Below are 25,501 nucleotides of genomic sequence, written 5' to 3'. Positions count from 1 at the left end.
GCATGATTATTCCATGGCAAGAATTAAGTGAAACTGCTTTGCGTAATATTGCACAAAGTTTTATTTTGCGAGAAGGGACGGATTACGGCGTAAGAGAATTAACTTTAGCCGAAAAAGAAGAGCGATTATTAAAACAAATTAAATCAGGAAAGATCGTGATTGTGTGGTCAGAGCTGCATCAATCAGTGGATCTTAAGGAAAAACGGGAATTTTTAAGACAATCTGAGCAAAATATGCTATAAAAACAGAGTCTTAAATCTCGATTCAATCTCATAAGTGTTGGTGGTATGGATATGAAAGAAGAAATTGAAATGCAGCAGGATGATACGGGGATAACACATGCAAATGACCCGACTTTAGAATGGTTTTTATCTCATTGCCACATTCACAAATACCCTTCCAAAAGTACTTTAATCAATGCAGGCGAAAAAGCCGAAACGCTTTATTATTTAATTAAAGGTTCTGTCGCTGTTTTAGTAAAAGATGATGAAGGAAAAGAGATGATTCTCTCTTACCTCAGTCAAGGTGAATTCTTTGGGGAAATTGGTCTATTTGAAGAAGTAAAAGTACGTACTGCATGGGTTAAAGCGAAAACAACTTGTGAAGTAGCGGAAATTTCATATAAAAAGTTCCGTCAATTAATTCAAGTTAACCCAGAAATTTTAATGTATCTTGCTGCACAATTAGCTCGCCGTTTACAGAATACGTCTAAGCAAGTGAGTAATTTGGCCTTCTTGGATGTAACAGGGCGTATTGCACAAACATTATTACATTTGGCGAAAATGCCAGAAGCGATGACCCATCCTGAAGGGATGCAAATTAAAATTACTCGTCAGGAAATTGGGCAAATCGTAGGTTGTTCACGTGAAACGGTAGGACGTATTTTGAAAATGTTAGAAGATCAAGGATTGATCTCTGCACATGGTAAAACAATTGTTGTTTATGGTACGAGGTAAACTAATTACTAATTTTATCTAACGATAAGGAAAAATGATGAAAAAAGAGGAAATGGGACATAATTTTTTGGCTCGCTTAGGTAAAACACGTCTTCGTCCAGGCGGTAAGAAAGGTACAGATTGGTTAATTGCTAATGCTGACTTAAACAAAGATAAAAAAGTGCTAGAAGTTGCTTGTAATATGGGAACTACGGCGATTGGTTTAGCTTCTCAATTTGGTTGTCAGATTGAAGGTGTTGATCTTGATGAGCAAGCTTTAGCTAAGGCACAAAAGAATATTACCGAGGCGAAATTAGATCATTTAATTCATGTACAAAGAGCAAATGCAATGAAATTGCCGTTTGCTGACAATTCGTTTGATGTGGTAATTAATGAAGCGATGCTGACAATGTTGCCATTGGAAGCAAAACATAAGGCAGTTGCGGAGTATTTTCGTGTGTTAAAACCGGGCGGTTTTTTATTGACTCACGACGTAATGTTGTTAGAACAAAATGCAGAAACCATTTTGGCTACTTTGCGTGATGTGATTAATGTTAGTGTCACACCATTAAGCAAAGAAGGGTGGAAGGATTTATTTAAAGAAGCTGGTTTTAGTAACGTGGATACCTATTCGGGTGAAATGACGCTATTATCACCAAAAGGTATGATTTATGATGAAGGTGTGTTGGGAACGTTAAAAATTGTTCGCAACGCGGTTAAACCAGAAAATCGAGTTACTTTTAAAAAGATGTTTAAATTCTTTAATGATCCACAAAATAAGCTGAATTTTATTGCAGTATGTAGCCAAAAATAGCCTTTCTTATAAAAAGCGGTCTTGTTGCAACAAGACCGTCTTTTTATCTCTTCACTAAAGACAATACCTCAACCACTTGTACACTACTCATCCGCCACTGAATATTAATATCCCATAAAGTCATTCCATAAACACGTTCTGAAAGTTGCTGTTTCTGATAAGCAGGGCGTGGATCTTGCTGTAATACTTCTTCAATTAAATTAATAAGATAAGGATATTTTGTTGCTAAGGTAGTAGCCTGTTGTTGGGCTAATGGTGAAAAAATTACCTGCAATGTTATTTCAGGCTTAGTTTGTGCAAAGCTAGATTTCGCCAACGGTTCGCTATCGGCATAAGCAAGATAAGGTTTAATGTCAAAAATCGGTGTGCCATTGACAAGATCCACGCTACCTAGATGCAAGAACACTTTACCTTGCGTAATCTCAATATGATCTAAACGTACTTTCGATAAACCAAGTGGATTAGGGCGATGAGTTGAACGTGAAGCAAATACCCCAACACGTTGATTACCACCTAAACGTGGTGGACGGACGGTCGGCGACCATTTACCAGCAGGAATACGATCAAACTGAAAAATCAGCCATAAATGAGAAAATTGCTCAAGACCTCTTACAGATTCAGGAATATTGTAAGGTGGCAAGAGTTCGAGAATACCTGTGCCATGTTGAACCAGTTCTGGTTGTCGGGGTACAGAAAATTTTTCCGTATAAGGGGTATGAATAATTGCAATAGGCTGTAATTCAATGGACATATTTGCCTCTTATGCCAATAAATAAGTAGTTACATTCAAAGGATTTCGGGTAAAATTATCAACTTATTTTATAAAAGCAATTGTATTGCGGCTAGATAGCGCGTAGTAATAAAAATTTAGAGAAGTGGATGAAATCAAACAAATGTAAAATGTGGTTTGAAACCGCAAGACCAAAGACATTACCATTAGCGATAGCTTCTATTGTAACGGGTTCTGCCTTAGCTTATTACCATCAACAATTTAATGGCATGATTGCTTTTCTTGCCTTAATTACGGCAACTTTATTACAAATTGTTTCGAATTTTGCCAATGATTATGGTGATCACGTTAAAGGTTCAGATACAGCGGAAAGAATTGGACCTTTAAGAGGGATCCAGCAAGGAGTGATTAGTTTTGCTCAATTGCGTGTAGGATTAATCTTAGTGACATTGGCAAGTATGGTGTCTGGCGTGGCATTGATAGCAGTAGCTTGTCAAACGTGGGATGATGTTATCGCTTTCGTGGTGTTAGGTGTGTTGGCGATTATTGCTTCGATTACCTATACCGTAGGTAAAAAACCTTATGGTTATATGGGATTAGGCGATCTTTCTGTCTTTATTTTCTTTGGTTTATTAGGTGTTGGTGGGACTTTTTACTTACAAGCTCATTATTTAGATGCGAGTATTTTTCTGCCAGCAGTGATGTCTGGTTTATTGGCAGTAGCAGTATTAAATATCAATAACTTACGTGATGTGGAGCAAGATAAGAAGTCGGGTAAAAATACCTTGATTGTCCGTATTGGCGCTACATATGGACGTTATTATCATGTTGGTCTATTAGCATTAGCTGCACTTTGTGCATTAAGTTTTGCCTTTAGTTATTTTCAATATTGGTATAGCTTCTTATTTATTGTGATTTTACCGTTACTGATTAAGCACGCTATCTTTGTATTACGTCATAAAGATGCGTTGGAATTGCGTCCAATGCTTGCACAAATGGCTAAACTGGCACTATTATTTAACATTATTTTTAGTTTGGGATTATATTTAGAATAATTTTTATCCTAAGATTTTTAAAAAAGGAAAACACTATGAGAATTGACACATCAGAACTCTGCGATATTTACTTGGATCAAGTTGATGTTGTTGACCCAATTTTTTCTAGCTTCGGTGGTATTTCAGCTTTTTCAGGAAAAATTACTACCGTAAAATGCTTTGAGAGCAATGGTTTAATTGCAGAAGTATTAGATGAAGATGGTCATGGGCGAGTGTTATTAGTTGATGGTGGTGGCGCAGTGCGTCGTGCCTTGATTGATGCCGAGTTGGCTCAATTAGCAGCTGATAATGGTTGGGAAGGCATTATTGTTTATGGTGCAGTGCGCCAAATTGATCAATTAGAAAATATAGATATTGGTATTCAGGCGTTAGCGCCAATTCCTGTTTCAGCAGATGAACAAACTATCGGTGAGGTGGATGTGCCGGTGAATTTTGGCGGTGTTTCTTTCTTACCTGAGGACTTTGTCTATGCAGATCTTACTGGAATTATTTTGTCACCTGAACAGTTAGATTTACCAGACGATAGTGAAGAATAAATTTATTGCACAGTAACCTCATCGCTTGATGAGGTTATTTTTTTATATAGGGATTAGACAAGGTGCATTATGTTGGAAATTAGTCACTTAGATCATTTAGTGCTGACGGTTGCTAATATCGAACGTACAGTCACTTTTTATCAAAAGTTGGGAATGCAGAAACAAACTTTTGCTGGTGGACGTATTGCACTGAGTTTTGGTAAACAAAAAATTAATCTACATCAATTGGGGAAGGAATTTGAGCCAAAAGCGGGTTGTGTACAAGTGGGGAGTGCCGATCTTTGTTTTATCATTAAGCAACCGCTTGAAGTAGTAATTGATGAATTAAAACAACAAAATATTCGTATTGAGCAAGGAATTGTAACAAGAACGGGAGCAATTGGCGCGATTCGTTCGATTTATGTGAGAGATCCTGATAATAATTTAATTGAGCTATCGAATTATTTATAAATGCGTAAAGTATAAACCTGCTATAACTGATATAGCAGGTTTTGCAAAGCTAGTTTATATTCTCGATTTGCGCTGTTGGTGGTGTGATACGTGTGACGAGAAGTTGGTCTATTTTATAATGGTCAATATCAACCACTTCAAATTTAAAGCCTTCAAACTCAACAACATCGGCAGGACGAGGAATTTTACGCAAACGATACATCATAAATCCTGCAATAGTTTCATAATTCTCCCATTCAGGAAAATCATTATCGATAGCTAAAGCGTGTTTGACATTCTCAATTGGGGTTGAACCTTCAATTAGCCAGGAGTTTTCGTCACGTTTAATAATTTGTTGATCTTGTTCAATTGGTGCCACCCAATCTCCCATAACAGTGATCATAATATCGGATAAAGTAATTACGCCGACCACCAATGCATATTCATTCATTACTACAGCAAATTTCTCTTTAGTAGCACGAAAACGATCGAGTAGTTCAGATAATGTCAATGTGTCAGGAATAATCAATACATTACGGATTGTCGACTCATTCAATTGAATAAGTGATTGATTATTTAAGATTTTCACCAAAATATCTTTGGTATCAACATAACCAATTACCTGATCGATATTTTCATTACAAACTAAAAATTTAGAGTAAGGATAATCGGCAATTTTTTGGCGGATACTTTGTTCGGAATCTTTTAAAGTGAAATAGACGACATTTTCTCGCGTTGTCATACTAGAAGGGACAGTACGTTCTTCTAATTCAAATACATTTTCAATGAAATGATGTTCTTGTTGTTGTAATACCCCAGCTTGGGCGCCTGCATCCATTACCGCGGAAATATCATCAAAGGTGATGTTATCATCACGATTAATGTTCATTTTAAATAGACGGAAGATCGTATTAGCAACGGCATTGATAATCCAAGTCAGTGGTTTGCAAATGGTAATAAAAAAGGTAATTGGACGAATTAATGTCACAGCAATTTTTTCTGGAGCAATCATCGCCATCCGTTTTGGCATTAAATCAGCAAACAGAATAAACAAAGAAGTCACCAAAGAAAATGATAAGCTAAACCCGATTGTTTCCGCCCATTCGCCTTGATAGAACTGTTCAACTAACCCAACAAAATAGGGACGAAAGGCGGATTCACCTAAGATACCACCCAAAATAGCCACTGCATTGAGTCCAATTTGTGAAGCAGCGAAAAAATCAGCGGAATTTTCTTGTAACCATAAGACCTTATTAGCACGTTCGTCACCGTTTTCTGCTAATAATTTGAGCTTAATTTTGCGTGCGCCAGCAATAGCAATTTCAGAGATAGATAAGAAACTTGAGGCGGCAATTAAAGCAACAATAACAATAAGATTTTGAAATATACTCACAAAACACCTATGAACGTTAATAATTTACTCACCAAAAACGATCATTATTCTACTCTAAAAAGGCAGAGGTGGAAAAATTACTTGTCGTGATTAGTGAAAGCAAGCTGGTTATATAGAGAGGAAATAAATCCACCATAATGGGTAATTGTTTTTAGCTAGTGAATACCTTAGCATTTTTGTCAGCTATTTTGTTATGTTTTAAGGAGTAATTATGAGCGCAGTATCTGTAACAGAAGCCCCATTTTCAGCAGCAGAAATTGCACATTGGCAAGCTGCAAATTATCAAGACATTATTTCATTTGTTGAATCTGGTTATCATACCCGCCATCGTGAGCAATTACCTGAATTAATTGAGTTAGCGCAGAAAGTTGAAAGCGTACATAAAGATAGTCAAGCTTGTCCTGTTGGTACTGCTGCAATTCTTGAGAAAATTTATCAAGATCTTGAAATGCATATGCGTAAAGAGGAACAAATTTTATTCCAAATGATCAAAGCTGGTCAGTATGGAATGGCGAGAATGCCGATTCAAGTGATGCTTTCAGAACATGATGAAGCAGAAGAAGATTTAAAAACATTATTAGCGGTAACCCATAATTTGACTTTACCAGCAGATGCGTGTGGATCATGGCAAGCGCTTTATGATGGTATTGCCAAATTTATTGCCGATCTGTCACAACATATCTATTTTGAAAATGAAATTTTCTTTGCCCGCGTTGTTGCTGAAAGTCGTTAAATGTTAGACGATAGGTACGATATAGCCCTTCAATAAATGTGAGGGCTATTGAAATAGTGGATATGTATGTCCACTATTTTTCCTCTCAGAGTAAATTTTTTTTACGCAATTCTCTAGTAATTCTAATTGCTGTTTCTGTTTCGCAGCCTGTATATTCTGCAATTTCTCTATTGGTCCAGTTATATTCAGGAAAATTCTCATTTAAGAAGCAAATGCTATCTATGATTCTGTCTAAACTTTTTAGATATGCACTTTTTGCTAATCGTCCTTCTGCATCTCTCAATTCATTTGCTAAGATTTGAAATAGCATACGAATGATGTCAGGGTTCTCTGAAAAGAAATTTTCTAAATTTTTCGGGGTAATTCTAATTATTTCAGATTTCTTTAGTATCTTTGCAGTACAGTGGTATTTACCATCACCAAATAAAGTTCTAAATCCGAAATAGTCTCCTTGTTTATAAATTCTGACTAAACTTTCTTTACCATTTTCTAAAGTATGGTATAGCCCCACTAATCCTTTCTCTAAGAAATAAAATTCGTGAGAAGAGTTTCCTTGGAAATATAACTCTGTTCCTCTAGGAACAGTGTGTAAGTAGGTGCATTGACAATGTTTTAAATCCTTAGGAAATAATATTAGAGTATTCATCATAGGTTCTCTGTTTTATCAGTATTCATAATTAATGCTGCTGCACCTTTTATTCCTGCTGAATCAAGTAATTTACTGCTTCTGAATTGGAGATTCTCCATAGATGCTTGTAATGCATAATTATGAAGGTATTTGTTTACTTTTTCTATGATTACGTCTGCAGATTTTGATATGCCACCAGCAAAAATAATTGCATCCGGATTAATTATATTTAGCAATATCCCTATTCCATAAGCTAAGTGTCTACAGAAGTTTTCAATAACTGTGATTGCAATAGCATCATCTTTTTTATAAAACTCAAAGATGTGATGTACTTCTAATTGTTGCAGATTATTTTGGAATTGTTTACTGATTAACCCAGAATTTTTTTCGGTAATCAGTTTTTTGGCTTCTCTTAGCAAGCCTGCTGTAGAAACGTAAGTTTCAAGACAGCCTGTTAATCCACACCCACATTTTAATCCATTTGGATTGATAACAATATGTCCAAACTCACCGCCACATCCAGTAGTGCCAGACAAGATTTGATGATTGATAATAATTCCAGCTGATACTCCAGTACCAATTGAGATTACAAGGATATTTTTAAATCCACGACCTTCACCGAAGAGATATTCACCTAGTGCAATATTATTAACATCTTTTTCAACCTTAACTGGTTTTTTGGTGATTTCTTCCATTAAATGCTTAGCATTAACGTTATCACCCCAAGGGAAATTAGCAGCTCGTTTTATGATAGACTGATTGATGATTAATCCAGGAATACCTAGACCAATGCCTATAATATTATCCTCTGAAATGTTAATAGTATCAGCCATTTCTTGGGTAGTTTTCCATATCCTAGAGAAAGTCTTTTGAACTCCTAATTCAGGCAATGTTTTAATGCTTTTTTCAATAATAATATTACATTTGTCATCAACGATACCGATCTTTGTATTAGTTCCACCAATGTCAATTCCGACATAGTAATTGAGTATATTATGCTGTTTCATATTGGTTCGCAGGGAGTGATAAATAGATAATAGTAAGTATAAGGAATTAATATATTAAGATTTATGATATTTATCATAAGAATTTTGTGAGATGGTTCACAAAATAGAGATCTTACTTTTTTATTCCTGATCGTTATATATTTATAGCTGATCAAATATGATGGTGATCATAAAGGTAGAAGTTATAACTCCGTCATAATATTAAAAAATTACTAGGATGATATATGACACTATCTATTATTGTTACTTTAATTATATGCGGTATGCTTGCAAATCTAATGTCAGCACTATTTGGCATTGGAGGTGGTGTATTAATGGTACCAATGTTACATACGCTTTTCCCAAATATACCATTACAGATGGTGGCTGCTACTTCATTAACTATCGTTATGGGTACAGCAATAATTAATCTAGTTTATTTCTTTAAGCAGAAAGTTTTCATTGACATCAGAAAATTAATTGTTTGGTCAATAGGAATGATTGCGGGAGTGCAATTAGGATTTTCACTTAGTTTTAACGTTTCAGATTTAGTCATTGTATCGATATTTGTTGTTACCTTGGTATTATTAGCATTAAAAACGTTATTAGATTTGAAAACAAGCAAACAAGAAGAATATAAGCAGAAAAATGATATGTTCCAAGGTGTTATTGCTTGTTTATTCGGTGGAGGAGTTGCAGGAATTACTGGAATTGGTGGTGGTTCTATTATGTCGCCATTAATTAGCCAGTTACCAAGTGTAAGTGTTCGTCAAATAGCCGTTTATACTAATTATATGATGGTCATTGGCGGTATCGGTAATCTGTATGGTTATTTACATAAATCACCCGATGTATCTATTGCAGGCTCATGGCAAATTGGTTACGTGAATTTTAGTATTGTGTTTATTGTTGTATTAAGTTCATTCTTTATGAGTTTTTTTTCTATGAGAATTAGAGGAAAACTAAAACCAGAGTTGTCACAAAAATTATTGGGTCTTATTCTATTTGTTATTGCCTTATATATGTTATTGTTGCAGTTCATTTAAATTTAAACGTTAATCTCTAATCTAAAATAAATAAGAAGTTTATATGTCCCAATTCAAACAGTCTCATTTTCATGTAATGGCCAAGCCAAGTAGTTTTCATTGTAATATTAAATGTGAATACTGTTTTTATTTAGAAAAAGAAGGAGTTCTTACTCATAATGTTGATATGATGACAGAAAATACATTAGAGAATTATGTAAAGAATTATATTAATTCATTTGCTGGTAATCATATTGACTTTATGTGGCAAGGGGGTGAACCAACTCTTTTAGGATTAGACTTTTTTAAGAAAGTAGTTATGTATCAAAAGCGATTTGCTAATGGAAAACGCATTAGTAATAGTTTTCAAACAAATGGTATTGCATTGAATCATCAATGGGCTGAGTTTTTCAGAGAAAATCAATTTTTAATTGGTATATCTATTGATGGATTGTCAGATATTCATAACAGATATCGTATATCTATTAATGGACAACCTACATTTGAACGAGTAAAACGTACCATTCAATTACTAAAAGAATACCAAGTTGATTTCAATACATTAACAGTAGTTAATGATCAAAATTGGCACAAAGGTAAAGAAACATATCAGTCATTGAAAGAGTTAGGCTCAACATTTATGCAATTTATCCCCGTTGTAGAAGTTGCTAATTACTCATTACAGCGTTCAGATTATATGCCAAATAAAAATTATCGTATGGCATCATTTTCTGTACCAGCAGATGGTTATGGTCAATTTTTATGGGATGTATTTGATGAGTGGTTAAAACAAGATGTAGGTCGTATTTTTATTAATACTTTTGATAATTTATTAGGACAATGGCTAGGTTATCCATCAAGTAGCTGTGTCCATAGTGAAACTTGTGGTAAATCAGTAGTATTAGAAGCTAATGGGGATGTTTATTCTTGTGATCATTTTGTGTATCCAGTTTATAGAATAGGAAATATTAATAATCGATCTCTTGCCGAAATTGTTGGTTCATCGAAACAGGTTAAATTTGGTCAAAATAAAAAGACAACGCTAACTAAGAAATGTCAGAAATGTGATGTTAAGAATATTTGTCATGGAGGGTGTCCAAAACATAGAATTGTTTCGATAAAGGGAGAAGATTTTAAGCAAAATTATCTATGTCCGTCATATCAGTTCTTTTTTAAAAAAACAGCACCTTTTATGCTAAGAATGAAAGAAATGATTCGGCATGGGGAAAATATACAAGGAATGAAAAATATAATCCCTTGAGGTTTTTAAAATACTTTCTTATTGGTAGTAGAGAAAGGTTATCATGATGTATAAATTATATTTATAATCTGTGATCTTCCTCACATACTCACTATGATTATCATCATATCAAGTAAGCGCTAAATGTATTTATCCTAGTTAATAGATATTTATATCTTTGAAATATCATTTAAGAATAGTACAGGAGGCAATATGCTTTTAACAATTATTAGTTTCTTACTTGTCACTGGTGGAGTTGCATGGCTTTCGTGGCAAAAAACAAAAAATGATGATTTATCAACATCTAAAGGTTATTTCCTTGCAGGACGAGGGTTGAGTGGGTTTGTGATCGGATGTTCTATGATATTGACTTCATTATCAACAGAACAAATCATAGGCGTTAACGCTAATTCTTATCTGGGGAATTTTTCAATTATTGCTTGGACAGTACCAACGGTTATTCCATTGTGTTTTTTAGCACTGTATCTATTACCTAAATATATTAGAAATGGGTACACTACTATTCCTGAGTTTTTTGAAAATCGATTTGACAGACAAACTCGATTAATTATGTCAGGTCTTTTTTTAGTCTTTTACCTTTTTATTGTTATTCCGACAGCATTATATACGGGAGCAATTGCTTTTAATAAGATCTTTAATCTTGAAACTACTTTTGGTATCAGTTATGCGGAATCTATAGTTTATACTGTAATGGCAATTGGTGTTGTTGGTGCTGCGTATGCAATTTTTGGTGGCTTAAAAGCTGTTGCTGTATCAGATACTATTAATGCTGTCATTTTAGTGATTGGAGCAATATTAGTACCAATTTTTGGACTGATTTATTTAGGAAAAGGCAGTTTTATGGAAGGGGTGCATATTATTGGTACAACTCATGTCGAAAAGTTTAATGCGATTGGTAGTGCAACGGATGCAGTACCTTGGCCAACAATTTTTACAGGTATTATGTTGGTGCATTTTTTCTATTGGACAACTAACCAAGCGATTGTACAACGTGCTTTGGGAGCGAAGGATTTAAAATCTGGGCAAAAAGGAATTTTAATTGCAGCACTATTCTTATTATTATTACCTCTTATTTTAAATGTACCAGGATTACTTAGTTTCCACATTATTGGTGAAGGTTTAAATCCTATTGATTTATCTTATCCTGAATTGGTTAATCGAGTATTACCAACTGTCTTACAAGGATTTTTTGTTGCCGCATTATTTGGTGCAATTTTAAGTACATTCAATTCTTTCTTGAATTCTGCTGCAACTATTTATTGTAAAGACTTACTGCCTTCAATTACTAAGAAAACATTTGAAGATAAAGAATTGATTGTTTATGCGAAAAAAGTCTCAACTGTGATGGCAATTGTAACTATTATTATTGGTCCATTACTTATGTTTGGAACAGATGGTATCTTTTTAATTACTAAACGTTTTGCTGGTTTTGTTAATATTCCAATCGTAGCATTATTTGCTGTTGGATTATTTAATAAAACGGTATCAGGCTTAGCAGCTCGTATAGCATTATTATTGCATATAGTTTTATATTTCCTCATTGTATGGGTGTTTAATGTAAAAATTAACTTTGTATATGTAATGGCTGCACTCTTTGTATTCGATGTTGCGGTAATGTTAATATTAGGAATATTCCTACGTAGAGATACTCCTTATCAAGATAATACTGAAAATAAAAGCAATGTTGATCTCAGTAACTGGGAATATGTAAATGTAACAGTTGCTTCTTTAATCTTAGGTTTATTATCTCTTTATGCACTTTTATCTCCAATTGGCTTAGCTTCTCCAGAGGGCAAACCATTGTGGATTATTTGTGGCTATGTGATTATTCAAGCTATCTTACTTATTGTAGTAGGTAAAAATAAACAGAAGGCTTAATATGCGTAATGTGATTTATATTTTATTGGATCAAGTTAGAAAGGATATGTTGGGAGCTTATGGGCATAATATTGTCAAAACTCCTAATATTGATAGATTGGCTCAAGAAGGGATTCGTTTTGATAATGCGTTCACACCGGCTTCTGTATGTGGTCCAGCAAGAACATCTTTATTTACAGGACTTATGCCATCATCACACGGAATTATTCGTAATGGTGAAAAAGGTGGAACTGGTGAAATTAGTGTTGATGCTCCAAATATTATGGATTTAGATGGCTACAATTGTTATGTGGCTGGTAAATGGCATGTTGGTACAAAATCAGTTCCTGCTGATTATGGTATACGAGGTCATAATTTTGACGGTTATGGCTATCCTGGAAGTCAGGTGTATAAAAACCTAGTTTTCGATCAACCACCAACACATTCTAATCGTTATAAAGAATGGTTGGATGAGAAATGTTTGGATATTCCAGAAGTAAGTTTAGCTTATTTTGGTGATAATCCTCATTTACGGGTACAGGAGCTTTGCGGTTTATTATCTGGAACAAAAGAACAAACGATCCCTTACTTTATAATTGATGAATCTAAAAGATTTATTCAGGAATCATTAGATGAAGAGAAACCATTTTTCACTTGGATAAATTTCTGGGGACCTCATACTCCATGTATAGTGCCAGAACCCTATTATTCCATGTATGATCCGAAAGATGTTGTATTAGATGAAAGCTTCTTTAAACCTTTGGAAGGTAAACCAGGGCATTATCGTACTATTTCTAAAATGTGGGGGATGTGGGAAGCAAGTGAAGAACATTGGCGAGAAGTTATTACCAAATTTTGGGGATATATTACGCTTATTGATGATGCTATCGGTGAATTGTTTAAATTCTTAGAGGATAAGGGATTGTATGATGATACGTTTATCGTTGTGACAGCAGATCATGGTGATGCAATGGGAGCTCATAGAATGATAGAGAAGGGAGAATTTATGTTTGATAGTACATACAATATCCCGCTTATTGTTAAAGATCCTGTCTCTCAACGAGTAAATGTGAGAGATGACAATTTAGTGTATTTGCATGATCTTACTTCTACGGTTTACGATGTAGCAGAGCAAGTTATTCCAAAAGAATTTGAAGGTGAAAGTATATTGCCAATTATTCGAAAAGGTCAGAATAATGAACGAAAAGGATTATTGGCGCAATTGGCAGGACATTTCGTTTATTTTGAACAGAGAATGTGGCGTCGCAAAGATTATAAGTTAGTTTTTAATGCGAGTGATGTTTGTGAACTTTACGATATTATCAATGATCCGGGAGAACTAAATAATCTCTTTTATGATCAGAAATATACGACTATCAAAAAAGAGATGTTGCAAGAAATGCACACTGAAATGAAGAGACTTAATGATCCATTAGAAAACTGGGTTTACCGAATTATTAATGAAGTTTAAGTAATTCTTTTTCAATTATTAGTTAATAGTAATCTCTATTTTGGAGGATGTCTCTAAAATAGAGATTTTTTATTTTGATAGATAAATTAGAGTAGTTGTTAAAACAGTAGAGAACTTTTTATTACCCATTCTGTCAAAACAGCGTTTTTATTGATTACTCATTTATTGCAAGGATTATGTAGTTTATGCCGATAAGAACACTTTCTTTACGTTCTACTTCATTAATTGGTTTAGTTTCTCTTTATTTCACCTTCATTTTAAATTATGCGTTTTACGCTAAAGTATTGACGATTCATCCATTTACAGGTGCAAAAGAAGATTATTTCTTATTAACCGTTCCTTTATTTGTATTCTTTGTGCTAAACGCAGTATTTCAGTTCTTGGCATTTCCTTTCTTACATAAAGTCGTGATACCAGTATTGCTAATTATTAGTGCGGCGATTGGTTATAGTGAAACCTTCCTCGATGTTTATTTCACCACCGATATGTTAGAAAACGTGTTGCAAACTAATTTTGCTGAGAGTTCACGAACCGTTACCTTACCTTATCTTCTTTGGGTAATCGGATTTGGGGTCATTCCAGCTATTCTCTATATTTTCGTTAAAGTAGATTATCGTTGTTGGTATAAAGAATTGGCATATCGTATTGGTATGATTTTGCTTTCTGTGGTGGTAATTTTGGGTATCGCAAAAGTGTTTTATCAAGATTATGCCGCTTTCGTTCGCAATAACAAAAGCGTACCAGCGTTGATCGTACCATCCAATTTCATTAGCGCTGGTATCAACGAGATTAAACGTGTTCGACAAGCGAATATGCCATATACACAACTAGGATTAGATTCTTCTCAAGAAAAACCAGATGATTATCGTCATCTGACAGTCGTTGTCGTTGGGGAAACGACACGAGCGCAAAATTGGGGGCTGAATGGTTATAAATTCCAAACAACACCGATGTTGGCTGCAAGAGGAGATAAGATTATCAACTTTAAGCATGTAACTAGCTGCGGTACCTCAACAGCGGTTTCAGTTCCTTGTATGTTCTCAGGAATGGGACGGGATAATTACGACGCAGTCAAAGCCTCACATCAAGATAATATTTTAGATGTATTACAACGTGCTGGCGTTGAGATTATGTGGTTGGAAAATAATAGTGACTGTAAAGGCGTTTGTTTAAGAGTACCAAATAAAAACATTACCGAATTAAATGATCCAAAATATTGTAAAGATGGTGAATGTTTAGACAACATCCTACTTTCGTATATTGATGAAGTGATTAATAGTACCAAGAAAGATACGGTATTAGTGCTGCACACGATTGGTAATCATGGACCAACTTATTATGAACGCTATACTCCAGAATATCGCCGTTTTACTCCAACTTGTGATACGAATGAAATTCAAAAATGTACTAATGAGCAGTTAGTTAATACCTATAACAACGGTATTCTCTATATTGATCAATTTATTGATAAAGTGATTCAAAAGGTCGAAGCGCATCCAGAATTGGAATCAGCGGTGTATTATCTTTCTGACCATGGTGAATCTTTGGGCGAGAATGGCGTATATTTGCATGGAACGCCTTATGCGATTGCGCCAGAGCAACAAACTCGTGTACCAATGGTGATGTGGTTCTCAGATCGTTTCAGACAAAACGAACATATCGATTTTGACTGTTTACGTAAAAATGCGGAACAACAATCTTATTCGCAAGATAACTTATATAGTACCTTGTTTGGCTTAATGGATATGAATCCAAGCACTTCGGTATATCAAAAGAAATTAGATATTATTGCGCAATGTAAGAAGTGATTTTTAGGGATTGATGAAAAAACAGCACCTTAAATAATGTTGTTTAAGGTGCTGTATTTTTTAATTAATTTTCACTCAAAAAACCACCACTTTGGTGTTTCCACAATTTGGCATAAAGACCGTTTTGCGCTAACAATTCTGAGTGAGTGCCTTGCTCAACAATTCTTCCTTGATCCAAGACAATTAAGCGATCCATTGCAGCAATGGTAGATAAACGGTGTGCAATGGCAATAACCGTTTTATTTTCCATCATCTTATCTAAACTTTCCTGAATGGCTGCTTCTACTTCGGAGTCTAAGGCACTCGTTGCTTCATCTAGAAGTAGAATCGGCGCATCTTTCAACATCACACGCGCAATCGCAATACGCTGGCGCTGTCCACCAGAAAGTTTTACGCCTCGTTCGCCGACGTGAGCATCATAACCATGACGACCTTGTGCATCGCTAAGCGTTGGAATAAAACCAGCTGCTTCCGCTCGTTCGGCAGCTGAAATCATTTCTGCTTCGGTAGCACTTGGACGCCCATAGATAATATTTTCACGCACTGAACGGTGTAGTAATGAAGTATCTTGAGTTACTAGACCAATTTGGCTACGTAAGCTTTCTTGGCGTACGTCGCAAATATTTTGTCCATCAATGGTGATGTTACCTTGATTGGCTTCATAGAAGCGTAATAATAAATTCACGATGGTGGATTTACCTGCTCCAGAGCGCCCAATTAACCCTACTTTTTCACCTGGTTTAATGGTTAAGTTGAAATTAGATAGCAATGGTTTTTCTGCTTCATAAGCGAAATTCACATTTTCAAATTTAATCTCTCCGTTGGTAACAGTAAGATCAGTAGCATTGCTTTTATCAACAATGGTATGTGGTTTAGATAGAGTATGCATACCATCATTGACAGTACCAATATTTTCAAACAAGCGCGCAGCTTCCCACATAATCCAGCGTGAAAGATTATTTACGCGTAATGCCATTGCGATAGCGGTAGCAATAGCTCCAACGCCAGTTTTGCCAACGCTCCATAACCATAGTCCTAAAATTGCTGTACTTAAAGTGAGCAAAATATTGGTGAAATAGGTTAAGGTTTCTAAGGAAGTCGCTAAGCGCATTTGTGCGTGTACGGTAACCATAAACTCTTGCATTGAACGTTTTGCATAACTAGCTTCACGTAAGCCATGAGAGAACAATTTGACCGTTGTAATATTGGCATAAGCATCAGTAATACGACCAGTCATTAAAGAACGAGCATCAGCTTGGCGTTCTGCGGTATAAGCGAGCTTAGGAATAAATATCTTCAAAATAATTGCAAATACAATCAGCCAAATAATAAATGGTAGGACGAACCAACCATCTAGTGTCATGAGTACGGCACCAGATGTGATGAAATAAACGGTTACATAAGTCATCACATCGGCAATGGCTAATACAGTATCACGTACGGCAAGCGCTGTTTGCATCACTTTCGCTGATACTCGACCAGCAAATTCATCTTGATAAAAGCCTAAACTTTGTCCCAACATTAAACGGTGGAAATTCCAGCGTAAACGCATTGGAAAGACCCCTTGTAATGTTTGTAGATGTACATTAGCTGCAATAAATGACCAAAGAATACTAAATAGCAATAATCCTGCCATTGCGAGTAATTGGATATTCTTTTCTTGCCATAATTGTTGTGGCGAATATTGCGCTAACCAATCAACTAAAATGCCCATAAACTGGAATAGTACGGCTTCCATCACGCCGATACCAACAACTAAAATGGTAAGCAGTAAAATCCAGCCTTTCATACCGTCCATACAAGACCAAATAAACTTTATCAGTCCATTTCTTGGAACATCTGGCATTTCATCAGGGTAAGGGTTAAGACGATTTTCAAACCATGAATAAATACGATTAAACATAGTTAATTGTTATTCTCCTTGTTTTTCTTGTTGTTTAACCTGATCCCACAATAAATCCATTTCTGTGAGAGAAACTTCTGCTAAATCACGCCCAGAAAGCACAATCGTTTGTTCCACTTGGCGGAAACGACGTTCAAATTTGAGATTAGCTTTGCGTAAGGCTTCTTCTGGGTTGATATGTAGATGACGTGCAACATTTACCACAGCGAATAATAAATCTCCCATTTCTTCTTCAATAGCAGATTGATTTTGTGGTGATGTATTTAATTCATCACGTACTTCTTGCAACTCTTCTTCTACTTTTTGGATGGTAAGTTCGGTTTCAGACCAATCGAAACCAACTTTGGCGCAACGTTTTTGTAATTTGGCTGCACGCAATAGTGATGGCAAGGCAGAAGGAACATTATCCAAAATGGAAAATTGTTGTTTGTTATGGCGTTCTTGCTGTTTAATGTTTTCCCAATTTTTTAATACTTCTTCACTATTATTTGCTTGTAATTCACCAAAAACGTGTGGATGGCGGCGAATAATTTTTTCGGTAATTCCCTCAATCACATCATCTAAAGTAAATGCCTTTTCTTCTTTGGCTAATTGGCTTAAGAACACCACTTGCATTAATAAATCACCAAGCTCTTCTTTCAGATCCTGACGATTGTCTTGATTAATCGCTTCGACAACTTCGTAAGCCTCTTCTAAGATATGTGGCGGCATAGTTTGATAGTTTTGTTCTAGATCCCAAGGACAACCTTTTTCAGGATCACGTAGTTGAGCAATGACCTCAGCAAATTTTTCTAGTTTTGTTACCATTTTTTGCTCCATTTTAGAATTAATTTGGACTTGTTTGTAATAGCGTGATCGACCGCAAACTTTTTACTAGTTTTTAATGTTACTATAACAACAAGCTTATTCAATTAGCTGATTATAAATGGAGGAATCATTATGTATAAGCATGTTCTTGTAGCGGTAGATCTTTCAGAAGAAAGTAATGTCTTATTAGCAAAAGCGGTTCAAGTTGCTAAAAACAACAGCGCTAAACTTTCCATTATTCATGTCGATGTTAATTTTTCCGACCTCTATACTGGGTTAATCGATGTTAATATGTCTTCTATGCAAGATCGTATTTCCGATGAAACTCATGATGCACTTGTTGAATTAGCCAAACAAGCAGGTTATCCAGTAACCGAAACTCTTTGCGGTAATGGTGATCTTGGTACAGTATTAGCAGACGCCGTAGATAAATATGATGTCGATATTCTTGTTGTCGGCCATCACCAAGACTTCTGGAGTAAGTTGATGTCCTCAACTCGTCAAGTCATGAATAATATTGACGTTGATATGTTAGTTGTACCATTAAAAGACGAAGAATAGATTATAGCGTGAAAAAGCCTCTGCGTCAGCGGAGGCTTTTTGCTATCTGATGATTTAGTTTTATTAGTAATGTGGCGGCGGAGTTTCTTCCGCTTGTGTTGCAATATTAGAGGGTTGCATATCTTTTAATTTTTGTGCTAGATAACGTAATTGTAGCTGCATCTTTTCAATAATAAACTGTTGATCAACTAACGCCTGATTCAGTTGTTCAATCGTGTTTTCTTGAAAGGCAACTTTCATTTCTAATTCATCTAAACGTTGTAATAGAGGGCTAAGCTCATTTTTCATTATTCGTCCTTATCAGATTTAAGGTGCTAAATTTTTTCTGTATGTTGAAAAATTAATAATTTCGTTTAAACCTTAAATAAATATTGTATATTTTAAAAAATCATTTTACCCTATTCGCTAAAATTAAAGCAGTGATAAATTTATTATTTTCTTATGGAGAACAAACAATTATGCGTTCCATGAATAAAATTGCCTTTCTTTCTGGATTAGTTTTCTTAGCTGTAAGTGGCCACAGTTTTGCTGAAGATTCTCAATTAAAAGACAAAAAATTTATTGAAGATTCTTCTTATGCAATTGGTGTATTTATGGGGAAAAACATCCAACAATCGTTAGATTCACAAAAATCTCTCATTAAATATGACAATAGTAAGATTTTAGAAGGCGTGAAAGATACGCTAACAGGAAAAACAACTTTATCTGATGAAGCGTTACAAAAGCAATTACAAGCCTTAGACGAACAACTCACCAAAGCAACACAAGTGCAATTAGAAAAAGTTGCTAAGGAAAATGAACAAAAAGGTAAAGAGTATCGCGATAAATATGCGAAGCAAGATGGCGTTAAAAAGACTGAATCTGGCATTCTTTATCGTATAGAAAAAGAGGGTGATGGTGTTAGACCAAATCCAGCAGATACGGTGAAAGTTAATTATCGTGGTACTTTAATTGATGGTACAGAGTTCGATAGTTCATATAAACGTAATCAACCAATTGAATTTCAACTCAATCAATTGATTCCAGGCTGGGTTGAAGGAATTAGCCTAATTAAGAAAGGCGGAAAAATTCAGTTAGTATTACCACCTAATCTTGCATATGGCGATCAACAAACAGGTCAAATTCCACCAAATTCAACCTTAATTTTTGATATCGAATTGTTAGATGTGAAATCAAATAATAAGTAATTATTATAAGAAAGAGAAAGAATGCGGGCAGAAATGTCCGTTATTCTTTTTTCATTTGGAGTGGTTATGAATTTAGATGATGAGATTTTTTTACAGGAAGAACAGCCATTTACGAAAGAGGATCATGATATTTTGCAATCTTATGTTCCTGTAGTAGAGGGAATTGCTGCATTAGTTGGCGGGCATTGCGAAATTGTGCTGCATTCTTTAGAGAATTTGAAGCACTCAGCTATTTGTATTGCTAATGGACATAATACAAATCGCAAAGTGGGCTCGCCAATTACTGATCTGGCATTGCGTTCTTTACATCAGATGAAAACGGATAGTGTGTCACAACCTTATTTTACACGAGCAAAAAGTAATGGGTTGATGAAGTCTATTAGTATTGCAATTCGTAATTCACAACAACGTATTATTGGTTTACTTTGTATCAATATTAATTTGAATGTTCCAGTGGCTGAGTTTGTACAAGGACTAGTTCCGACACACGAGCAAGAGGAAAGTTCTTCAGAAGTGAATTTTGCTTCTTCAGTTGAAGAGTTGGTGGCGCAAACGGTAGAACAAACTATCGAAGATATCACTAATGATCGTAATGTATCGAATAATAATAAGAATAAACAGATCGTACTTTCGTTATTTGAGAAAGGTATTTTTGATATTAAAGATGCGATTAACCAAGTAGCGGAACGTTTAGGCATTTCTCGTCATACGGTATATCTCTATATTCGTCAAATTAAGCAGGATGAACAAAAATAATGCGTTATGTGTTGTCCGTTACACAGCCAGTATATGGTTCTCAAGCTAGCTTCTTGGCTTATCAATTTGCGGAAGAATTGTTGCAGGCTGGTCATTCGATAGCACAAGTGTTTTTCTCTCAGGCTGGCGTTAGTCATGGCAACGCTTTTGTTTATCCAGCTAATGATGAATTTAATTTAATTAAACATTGGCAGCAATTAGCGCAACAGTACCAATTCCCACTTTACCTTTGTATTGCCGCTGCGCAACGACGTGGTGTGGTGAATGAAGAAACGGCTGCAATAGAGCAACAAAATAATCTTGCCGAAAAGTTTGTGTTAGCTGGGCTAGGAGAGTTTAGCCAAGCTGTCTTAACTGCAGATAGAGTAATTACTTTTTAGGGCGATGATATGAAAGTGGCTTTTGTTTTTACGCAAGCGCCTTATGGCAGTAGTAGAGTAAGAGAAGGCATTGATGCTTTATTAGCAATGTCAGCTTATTGTGATGAAACGGATATTGGTGTATTTTTTTTGCACGATGGCGTGTTAAATCTGTTAGCAAAGCAACAAGCGGAATTATTGTTACAGAAAGAAACATCAGCAATGCTAAAATTGTTAGCATTATATGAAATTGAACAATGTTTTATCAGCCAAGAAGATGTCGCTCGTTATCAATTAACAGATCAGTCGTTATTATTACCAGTGAAAATACTAGAACAGTCAGCGTTGATTAACAGATTACGACAAGCGGAAAAAATCTTAACATTTTAATGGACTGCGTATGCTTTATACCTTTTCAAAAAGCCAATATGATCAACAACAATTAGTCCAATTATTCTCTAATGTGACAGAGCAAGATGCCATTTTATTGTGGCAAGATGGTGTCCTTTTACCGATAAAATATCCAACGCTATTTCAACCAGAACAGAGCTATTTCTTATTAGAAAATGATGTTACAGCCAGAGATTTGCATTATTTTTTTTCAGCAAATCGTGCATCTTTTTCTATCATCAGTTTACGTGATCTGGTTAAGTTAACAGAACAATATTCCCCACAAGTGAGTCTTTAATAATCAGGGTCGGTAAAACCTTGACATGCCAATCGTTAAAGAATAGAATGCGTCGTCCATTCTTCTATGGAATGGGGTTAATTTAACATTCAATAGTGAATTATTTTTTATTTAAACTGGAGCTTTTTAATGGCAACTATCAACCAGCTAGTACGCAAACCGCGTGTGAAGAAGGTTGTAAAAAGCAACGTTCCTGCATTAGAGGCTTGCCCGCAGAAACGTGGCGTGTGTACTCGTGTGTACACTACTACACCTAAAAAACCGAATTCAGCACTACGTAAAGTATGCCGTATTCGTTTAACAAATGGTTATGAAGTAACCTCTTATATCGGTGGTGAAGGTCATAACTTACAAGAACACTCCGTTGTATTAATTCGTGGCGGTCGTGTTAAAGATTTACCAGGTGTGCGTTACCACACCGTACGTGGCGCATTAGACTGTGCAGGCGTAAAAGATCGTAAACAAGGCCGTTCTAAATACGGCGTGAAGCGCCCTAAAGCTTAATGGATCTCCGTTAAGTAAGGCCAAACGTTTAATTTAGAACATAGATAGCATACAAGACTCCAGAAATAGAGTTTTGGATAACCTGAAGATTTAATATACGGAGAAAAAGCCATGCCACGTCGTCGTGTGATTGGTCAACGCAAGATCCTTCCAGATCCAAAGTTCGGATCAGAATTACTTGCAAAATTTATTAATGTTTTAATGGTAGATGGTAAAAAATCTATCGCTGAAAAAATTGTTTATACTGCTTTAGATACATTGGCACAAAGAACTGGTAAAGATCATTTGGAAGCCTTTGAAGCAGCATTAGAAAATGTTCGTCCAACTGTAGAGGTTAAATCTCGCCGTGTTGGTGGTTCTACTTACCAAGTACCAGTAGAGGTTCGCCCTGTACGTCGTAACGCATTAGGTATGCGTTGGATTGTTGAAGCAGCTCGTAAACGTGGTGACAAATCAATGGCATTACGTCTTGCAAATGAGTTGTCTGATGCAGTAGAAAATAAAGGCGCTGCAGTTAAGAAACGTGAAGACGTTCATCGTATGGCAGAAGCTAACAAAGCATTTGCTCATTACCGTTGGTAATTTATTTTATGCAGTAAGTCTTGGTATCAAGACTTACTGGTTCATCTTTTTAAGCCTAGCGAGAGGAAATAATCGTGGCACGTACTACTCCAATTGAGCGCTACCGTAATATCGGGATCAGTGCTCACATCGACGCAGGTAAAACAACTACCACAGAACGTATTCTTTTCTATACCGGTGTAAGCCATAAAATCGGTGAGGTTCATGATGGTGCAGCTACCATGGACTGGATGGAACAAGAACAAGAACGTGGTATTACTATTACCTCTGCAGCAACAACTTGCTTCTGGCAAGGTATGTCAAAACAATTCCCACAACACCGTATTAACATTATCGATACTCCGGGACACGTAGACTTCACTATCGAAGTTGAACGTTCAATGCGTGTACTTGATGGTGCGGTAATGGTTTACTGTGCGGTAGGTGGTGTTCAACCTCAATCTGAAACTGTATGGCGTCAAGCTAACAAATATGGTGTTCCACGTATTGCATTCGTGAACAAAATGGACCGTACAGGTGCAAACTTCTTACGTGTTGTTGAACAAATTAAAACCCGTTTAGGTGGAACTGCTGTACCAATTCAATTACCAATCGGTGCAGAAGATAATTTCACAGGTGTTATCGATCTTCTTAAAATGAAAGCGATTAACTGGAATGAAGCAGATCAAGGTATGACATTTACCTATGAAGATATTCCAGCTAATTTGAAAGATTTAGCAGATGAATGGCATCAAAACTTAATCGAATCTGCTGCAGAAGCATCAGAAGAATTAATGGAAAAATACCTTGGCGGTGAAGAATTAACTGAAGAAGAAGTTAAAGCAGCATTACGTCAACGTGTATTGGCAAACGAAATTATCCTTATCACTTGTGGTTCTGCATTTAAGAACAAAGGTGTTCAAGCAATGCTTGATGCGGTAGTTGATTACTTACCAGCACCAACAGACGTTCCAGCGATCAAAGGTATCAACCTTGACGAAACTGAAGGTGAACGTCATGCAAGTGATGATGAGCCATTCTCATCATTAGCGTTCAAGATCGCAACTGACCCATTCGTAGGTAACTTAACATTCTTCCGTGTTTACTCTGGTGTAGTAAACTCTGGCGATACTGTAATGAACTCAGTGAAACAAAAACGTGAACGTTTTGGTCGTATCGTACAGATGCACGCTAACAAACGTGAAGAAATCAAAGAAGTTCGTGCAGGGGATATTGCAGCAGCGATTGGTTTGAAAGAAGTAACAACAGGGGATACATTATGTGATCCTGATAATCCAATCATCCTTGAACGTATGGAATTCCCAGAGCCAGTAATCTCTGTAGCGGTAGAACCAAAAACTAAAGCTGACCAAGAAAAAATGGGCTTGGCATTAGGTCGTCTTGCACAAGAAGACCCTTCATTCCGTGTTCACACAGATGAAGAATCTGGTCAAACCATTATTTCTGGTATGGGTGAGTTACACTTAGATATCATCGTTGACCGTATGCGTCGTGAGTTTAAAGTGGAAGCAAACATTGGTAAACCACAAGTTGCTTACCGCGAAACTATCCGTACTCGTGTTAATGATGTTGAAGGTAAACACGCGAAACAATCTGGTGGTCGTGGTCAATACGGTCACGTTGTTATCGACCTATATCCATTGGATCCAGAAGGTCCAGGATACGAATTTGTCAACGAAATCAAAGGTGGTGTTATCCCTGGTGAATACATTCCTGCGGTTGATAAAGGTATCCAAGAACAACTTAAAGCTGGTCCTTTAGCTGGTTACCCAGTAGTAGATATCGGTGTACGTTTACATTTCGGTTCTTACCATGATGTGGACTCATCAGAATTAGCGTTCAAATTAGCAGCGTCAATTGCGTTTAAAGCAGCGTTTGCTAAAGCGAACCCAGTATTACTTGAACCAATTATGAAAGTGGAAGTTGAAACACCTGCTGATTATGTGGGTGATGTAATCGGTGACTTAAGCCGTCGTCGTGCACTTGTTAATGGTCAAGAAAGCAACGAATTTGTTACTAAGATCAACGCAGAAGTACCATTATCAGAAATGTTTGGTTATGCAACTGATCTTCGTTCACAAACTCAAGGTCGTGCTTCATACTCAATGGAACCATTGAAATATGCTGAAGCACCTGCTAGCGTAGCAACTGCAGTAATTGAAGCTCGCAAAGCGAAATAATCGTAATGACTGCAACGCATTTATGCGTTGCAGGTTTTTAATTTAAAAAGGAAATTATCGTGTCTAAAGAAAAATTTGAACGTACAAAACCGCACGTTAACGTGGGTACAATCGGTCACGTTGACCATGGTAAAACAACATTAACAGCAGCGATCACCACAGTATTAGCGAAACACTTTGGTGGAGCAGCACGTGCATTTGACCAAATCGATAATGCACCAGAAGAAAAAGCACGTGGTATCACCATCAACACTTCACACGTTGAATATGATACAGCGACTCGTCACTATGCACACGTTGACTGTCCGGGACA

The 25,501-nt window shown here is 36.0% G+C and carries 29 protein-coding genes; 22 read left to right on the top strand and 7 right to left on the bottom strand.

Features of this window, described 5'->3' with window-relative positions; translation table 11 throughout:
- Positions 1 to 2 precede the first annotated feature (2 nt).
- From QS62_RS09840 to QS62_RS09830, 3 genes are read left to right on the top strand one after another with little or no spacing between them, the layout of a single operon-like run.
- Positions 3 to 242, top strand: coding sequence for a YheU family protein (locus QS62_RS09840; protein ID WP_066109531.1), 240 nt, complete (start codon positions 3 to 5; stop codon positions 240 to 242).
- A gap of 45 nt (positions 243 to 287) precedes the next feature.
- Positions 288 to 956 (top strand): cAMP-activated global transcriptional regulator CRP, encoded by a 669-nt coding sequence (gene crp, locus QS62_RS09835; protein WP_414146302.1) that lies wholly within the window; start codon positions 288 to 290, stop codon positions 954 to 956.
- A gap of 37 nt (positions 957 to 993) precedes the next feature.
- Complete coding sequence (locus QS62_RS09830; protein WP_066109524.1) at positions 994 to 1,749, top strand: class I SAM-dependent methyltransferase; 756 nt, start codon at positions 994 to 996, stop codon at positions 1,747 to 1,749.
- Between the two features lie 43 nt (positions 1,750 to 1,792).
- Here the strand turns inward: QS62_RS09830 and tsaA are convergent, their stop codons facing one another.
- Entirely contained in the window at positions 1,793 to 2,500 is a 708-nt protein-coding gene (gene tsaA / locus QS62_RS09825) for a tRNA (N6-threonylcarbamoyladenosine(37)-N6)-methyltransferase TrmO (protein WP_066109520.1), read from the bottom strand.
- A gap of 128 nt (positions 2,501 to 2,628) precedes the next feature.
- Here tsaA and QS62_RS09820 point away from each other — a divergent pair, with 128 nt between their 5' ends.
- The 3 genes from QS62_RS09820 (at position 2,629) to QS62_RS09810 (ending at position 4,520) form a co-directional block, all read left to right on the top strand.
- Positions 2,629 to 3,534, top strand: a complete 906-nt coding sequence (locus tag QS62_RS09820) for a 1,4-dihydroxy-2-naphthoate polyprenyltransferase (protein ID WP_066109518.1) — start codon at positions 2,629 to 2,631, stop codon at positions 3,532 to 3,534.
- A gap of 35 nt (positions 3,535 to 3,569) precedes the next feature.
- Positions 3,570 to 4,070, top strand: a complete 501-nt coding sequence (gene rraA / locus QS62_RS09815) for a ribonuclease E activity regulator RraA (protein ID WP_066109514.1) — start codon at positions 3,570 to 3,572, stop codon at positions 4,068 to 4,070.
- Between the two features lie 69 nt (positions 4,071 to 4,139).
- The gene (locus tag QS62_RS09810) at positions 4,140 to 4,520 is read left to right on the top strand and encodes a VOC family protein (protein ID WP_066109511.1); all 381 of its coding nucleotides are present in this window, start codon (positions 4,140 to 4,142) and stop codon (positions 4,518 to 4,520) included.
- Between the two features lie 49 nt (positions 4,521 to 4,569).
- Here the strand turns inward: QS62_RS09810 and paeA are convergent, their stop codons facing one another.
- Complete coding sequence (paeA, locus tag QS62_RS09805; protein WP_066109506.1) at positions 4,570 to 5,892, bottom strand: polyamine export protein PaeA; 1,323 nt, start codon at positions 5,890 to 5,892, stop codon at positions 4,570 to 4,572.
- Between the two features lie 211 nt (positions 5,893 to 6,103).
- Between paeA and QS62_RS09800 the strand changes: the two genes are divergently transcribed.
- Entirely contained in the window at positions 6,104 to 6,625 is a 522-nt protein-coding gene (locus QS62_RS09800; RefSeq protein WP_066109501.1) for a hemerythrin domain-containing protein, read from the top strand.
- Between the two features lie 85 nt (positions 6,626 to 6,710).
- Here QS62_RS09800 and QS62_RS09795 read toward each other — a convergent pair whose 3' ends face one another.
- Both QS62_RS09795 and QS62_RS09790 read right to left on the bottom strand, forming a co-directional pair.
- Positions 6,711 to 7,271 carry a Crp/Fnr family transcriptional regulator gene (locus tag QS62_RS09795; RefSeq protein WP_066109644.1) on the bottom strand — a complete coding sequence of 187 codons (561 nt, stop codon included), beginning with the start codon at positions 7,269 to 7,271 and terminating at the stop codon, positions 6,711 to 6,713.
- On the bottom strand, positions 7,271 to 8,260 hold the full coding sequence (locus QS62_RS09790) for an ROK family protein (protein WP_066109498.1): 990 nt from the start codon (positions 8,258 to 8,260) through the stop codon (positions 7,271 to 7,273). The genes QS62_RS09795 and QS62_RS09790 overlap by 1 nt, the downstream gene beginning before the upstream one ends.
- A 224-nt stretch (positions 8,261 to 8,484) precedes the next feature.
- Between QS62_RS09790 and QS62_RS09785 the strand changes: the two genes are divergently transcribed.
- From QS62_RS09785 to QS62_RS09765, 5 genes are all read left to right on the top strand, one after another.
- Positions 8,485 to 9,285: a sulfite exporter TauE/SafE family protein gene (locus QS62_RS09785; RefSeq protein ID WP_066109495.1), complete on the top strand. Its 801-nt coding sequence runs from the start codon at positions 8,485 to 8,487 to the stop codon at positions 9,283 to 9,285.
- 43 nt (positions 9,286 to 9,328) lie between these two features.
- On the top strand, positions 9,329 to 10,525 hold the full coding sequence (locus QS62_RS09780; protein WP_066109493.1) for an anaerobic sulfatase maturase: 1,197 nt from the start codon (positions 9,329 to 9,331) through the stop codon (positions 10,523 to 10,525).
- Positions 10,526 to 10,717: 192 nt separating this feature from the next.
- Positions 10,718 to 12,403 (top strand): solute:sodium symporter family transporter, encoded by a 1,686-nt coding sequence (locus QS62_RS09775; RefSeq protein ID WP_066109490.1) that lies wholly within the window; start codon positions 10,718 to 10,720, stop codon positions 12,401 to 12,403.
- A 1-nt stretch (position 12,404) separates the two neighbouring features.
- Entirely contained in the window at positions 12,405 to 13,853 is a 1,449-nt protein-coding gene (locus tag QS62_RS09770) for a sulfatase-like hydrolase/transferase (RefSeq protein WP_066109487.1), read from the top strand.
- 185 nt (positions 13,854 to 14,038) lie between these two features.
- On the top strand, positions 14,039 to 15,661 hold the full coding sequence (locus tag QS62_RS09765) for a phosphoethanolamine transferase (RefSeq protein WP_066109483.1): 1,623 nt from the start codon (positions 14,039 to 14,041) through the stop codon (positions 15,659 to 15,661).
- 64 nt (positions 15,662 to 15,725) lie between these two features.
- On the opposite strand, the gene QS62_RS09760 is transcribed toward QS62_RS09765, so the two are convergent.
- Both QS62_RS09760 and mazG read right to left on the bottom strand, forming a co-directional pair.
- On the bottom strand, positions 15,726 to 17,564 hold the full coding sequence (locus QS62_RS09760) for an ABC transporter ATP-binding protein (RefSeq protein WP_066109480.1): 1,839 nt from the start codon (positions 17,562 to 17,564) through the stop codon (positions 15,726 to 15,728).
- 9 nt (positions 17,565 to 17,573) lie between these two features.
- A complete protein-coding gene (gene mazG / locus QS62_RS09755; RefSeq protein ID WP_066109477.1) occupies positions 17,574 to 18,371 on the bottom strand; it encodes a nucleoside triphosphate pyrophosphohydrolase in 798 nt (265 codons plus the stop codon).
- A gap of 132 nt (positions 18,372 to 18,503) precedes the next feature.
- Here mazG and uspA point away from each other — a divergent pair, with 132 nt between their 5' ends.
- Positions 18,504 to 18,932, top strand: a complete 429-nt coding sequence (gene uspA / locus QS62_RS09750; RefSeq protein ID WP_065234209.1) for a universal stress protein UspA — start codon at positions 18,504 to 18,506, stop codon at positions 18,930 to 18,932.
- Positions 18,933 to 18,995: 63 nt separating this feature from the next.
- Here uspA and QS62_RS09745 read toward each other — a convergent pair whose 3' ends face one another.
- Positions 18,996 to 19,220 carry a SlyX family protein gene (locus QS62_RS09745; protein ID WP_066109473.1) on the bottom strand — a complete coding sequence of 75 codons (225 nt, stop codon included), beginning with the start codon at positions 19,218 to 19,220 and terminating at the stop codon, positions 18,996 to 18,998.
- 170 nt (positions 19,221 to 19,390) lie between these two features.
- Here QS62_RS09745 and fkpA point away from each other — a divergent pair, with 170 nt between their 5' ends.
- From fkpA to QS62_RS09700, 9 genes are all read left to right on the top strand, one after another.
- A complete protein-coding gene (gene fkpA, locus QS62_RS09740) occupies positions 19,391 to 20,119 on the top strand; it encodes an FKBP-type peptidyl-prolyl cis-trans isomerase (RefSeq protein WP_066109470.1) in 729 nt (242 codons plus the stop codon).
- A 66-nt stretch (positions 20,120 to 20,185) separates the two neighbouring features.
- The gene (locus tag QS62_RS09735) at positions 20,186 to 20,875 is read left to right on the top strand and encodes a helix-turn-helix transcriptional regulator (RefSeq protein ID WP_066109642.1); all 690 of its coding nucleotides are present in this window, start codon (positions 20,186 to 20,188) and stop codon (positions 20,873 to 20,875) included.
- Positions 20,875 to 21,255 (top strand): sulfurtransferase complex subunit TusD, encoded by a 381-nt coding sequence (gene tusD, locus QS62_RS09730; RefSeq protein ID WP_066109466.1) that lies wholly within the window; start codon positions 20,875 to 20,877, stop codon positions 21,253 to 21,255. Before QS62_RS09735 ends, tusD begins: the two co-directional genes overlap by 1 nt.
- A gap of 9 nt (positions 21,256 to 21,264) precedes the next feature.
- Positions 21,265 to 21,624: a sulfurtransferase complex subunit TusC gene (tusC, locus tag QS62_RS09725; RefSeq protein ID WP_066109463.1), complete on the top strand. Its 360-nt coding sequence runs from the start codon at positions 21,265 to 21,267 to the stop codon at positions 21,622 to 21,624.
- 10 nt (positions 21,625 to 21,634) lie between these two features.
- The gene (locus QS62_RS09720) at positions 21,635 to 21,922 is read left to right on the top strand and encodes a DsrH/TusB family sulfur relay protein (RefSeq protein ID WP_066109459.1); all 288 of its coding nucleotides are present in this window, start codon (positions 21,635 to 21,637) and stop codon (positions 21,920 to 21,922) included.
- A gap of 129 nt (positions 21,923 to 22,051) precedes the next feature.
- On the top strand, positions 22,052 to 22,426 hold the full coding sequence (gene rpsL / locus QS62_RS09715; protein ID WP_013745731.1) for a 30S ribosomal protein S12: 375 nt from the start codon (positions 22,052 to 22,054) through the stop codon (positions 22,424 to 22,426).
- 111 nt (positions 22,427 to 22,537) lie between these two features.
- A complete protein-coding gene (gene rpsG, locus QS62_RS09710) occupies positions 22,538 to 23,008 on the top strand; it encodes a 30S ribosomal protein S7 (protein ID WP_013745730.1) in 471 nt (156 codons plus the stop codon).
- 74 nt (positions 23,009 to 23,082) lie between these two features.
- The gene (gene fusA / locus QS62_RS09705; RefSeq protein ID WP_066109456.1) at positions 23,083 to 25,188 is read left to right on the top strand and encodes an elongation factor G; all 2,106 of its coding nucleotides are present in this window, start codon (positions 23,083 to 23,085) and stop codon (positions 25,186 to 25,188) included.
- A 59-nt stretch (positions 25,189 to 25,247) separates the two neighbouring features.
- Positions 25,248 to 25,501, top strand: a 254-nt coding sequence (locus QS62_RS09700) for a GTP-binding protein (protein ID WP_231923706.1), incomplete at its 3' end; no start/stop codon positions are given.

It is taken from the genome of Gallibacterium salpingitidis, assembly GCF_001678495.1.
GTDB lineage: Bacteria > Pseudomonadota > Gammaproteobacteria > Enterobacterales > Pasteurellaceae > Gallibacterium > Gallibacterium salpingitidis.
This window is presented reverse-complemented; position numbering and strand designations above follow the sequence as displayed.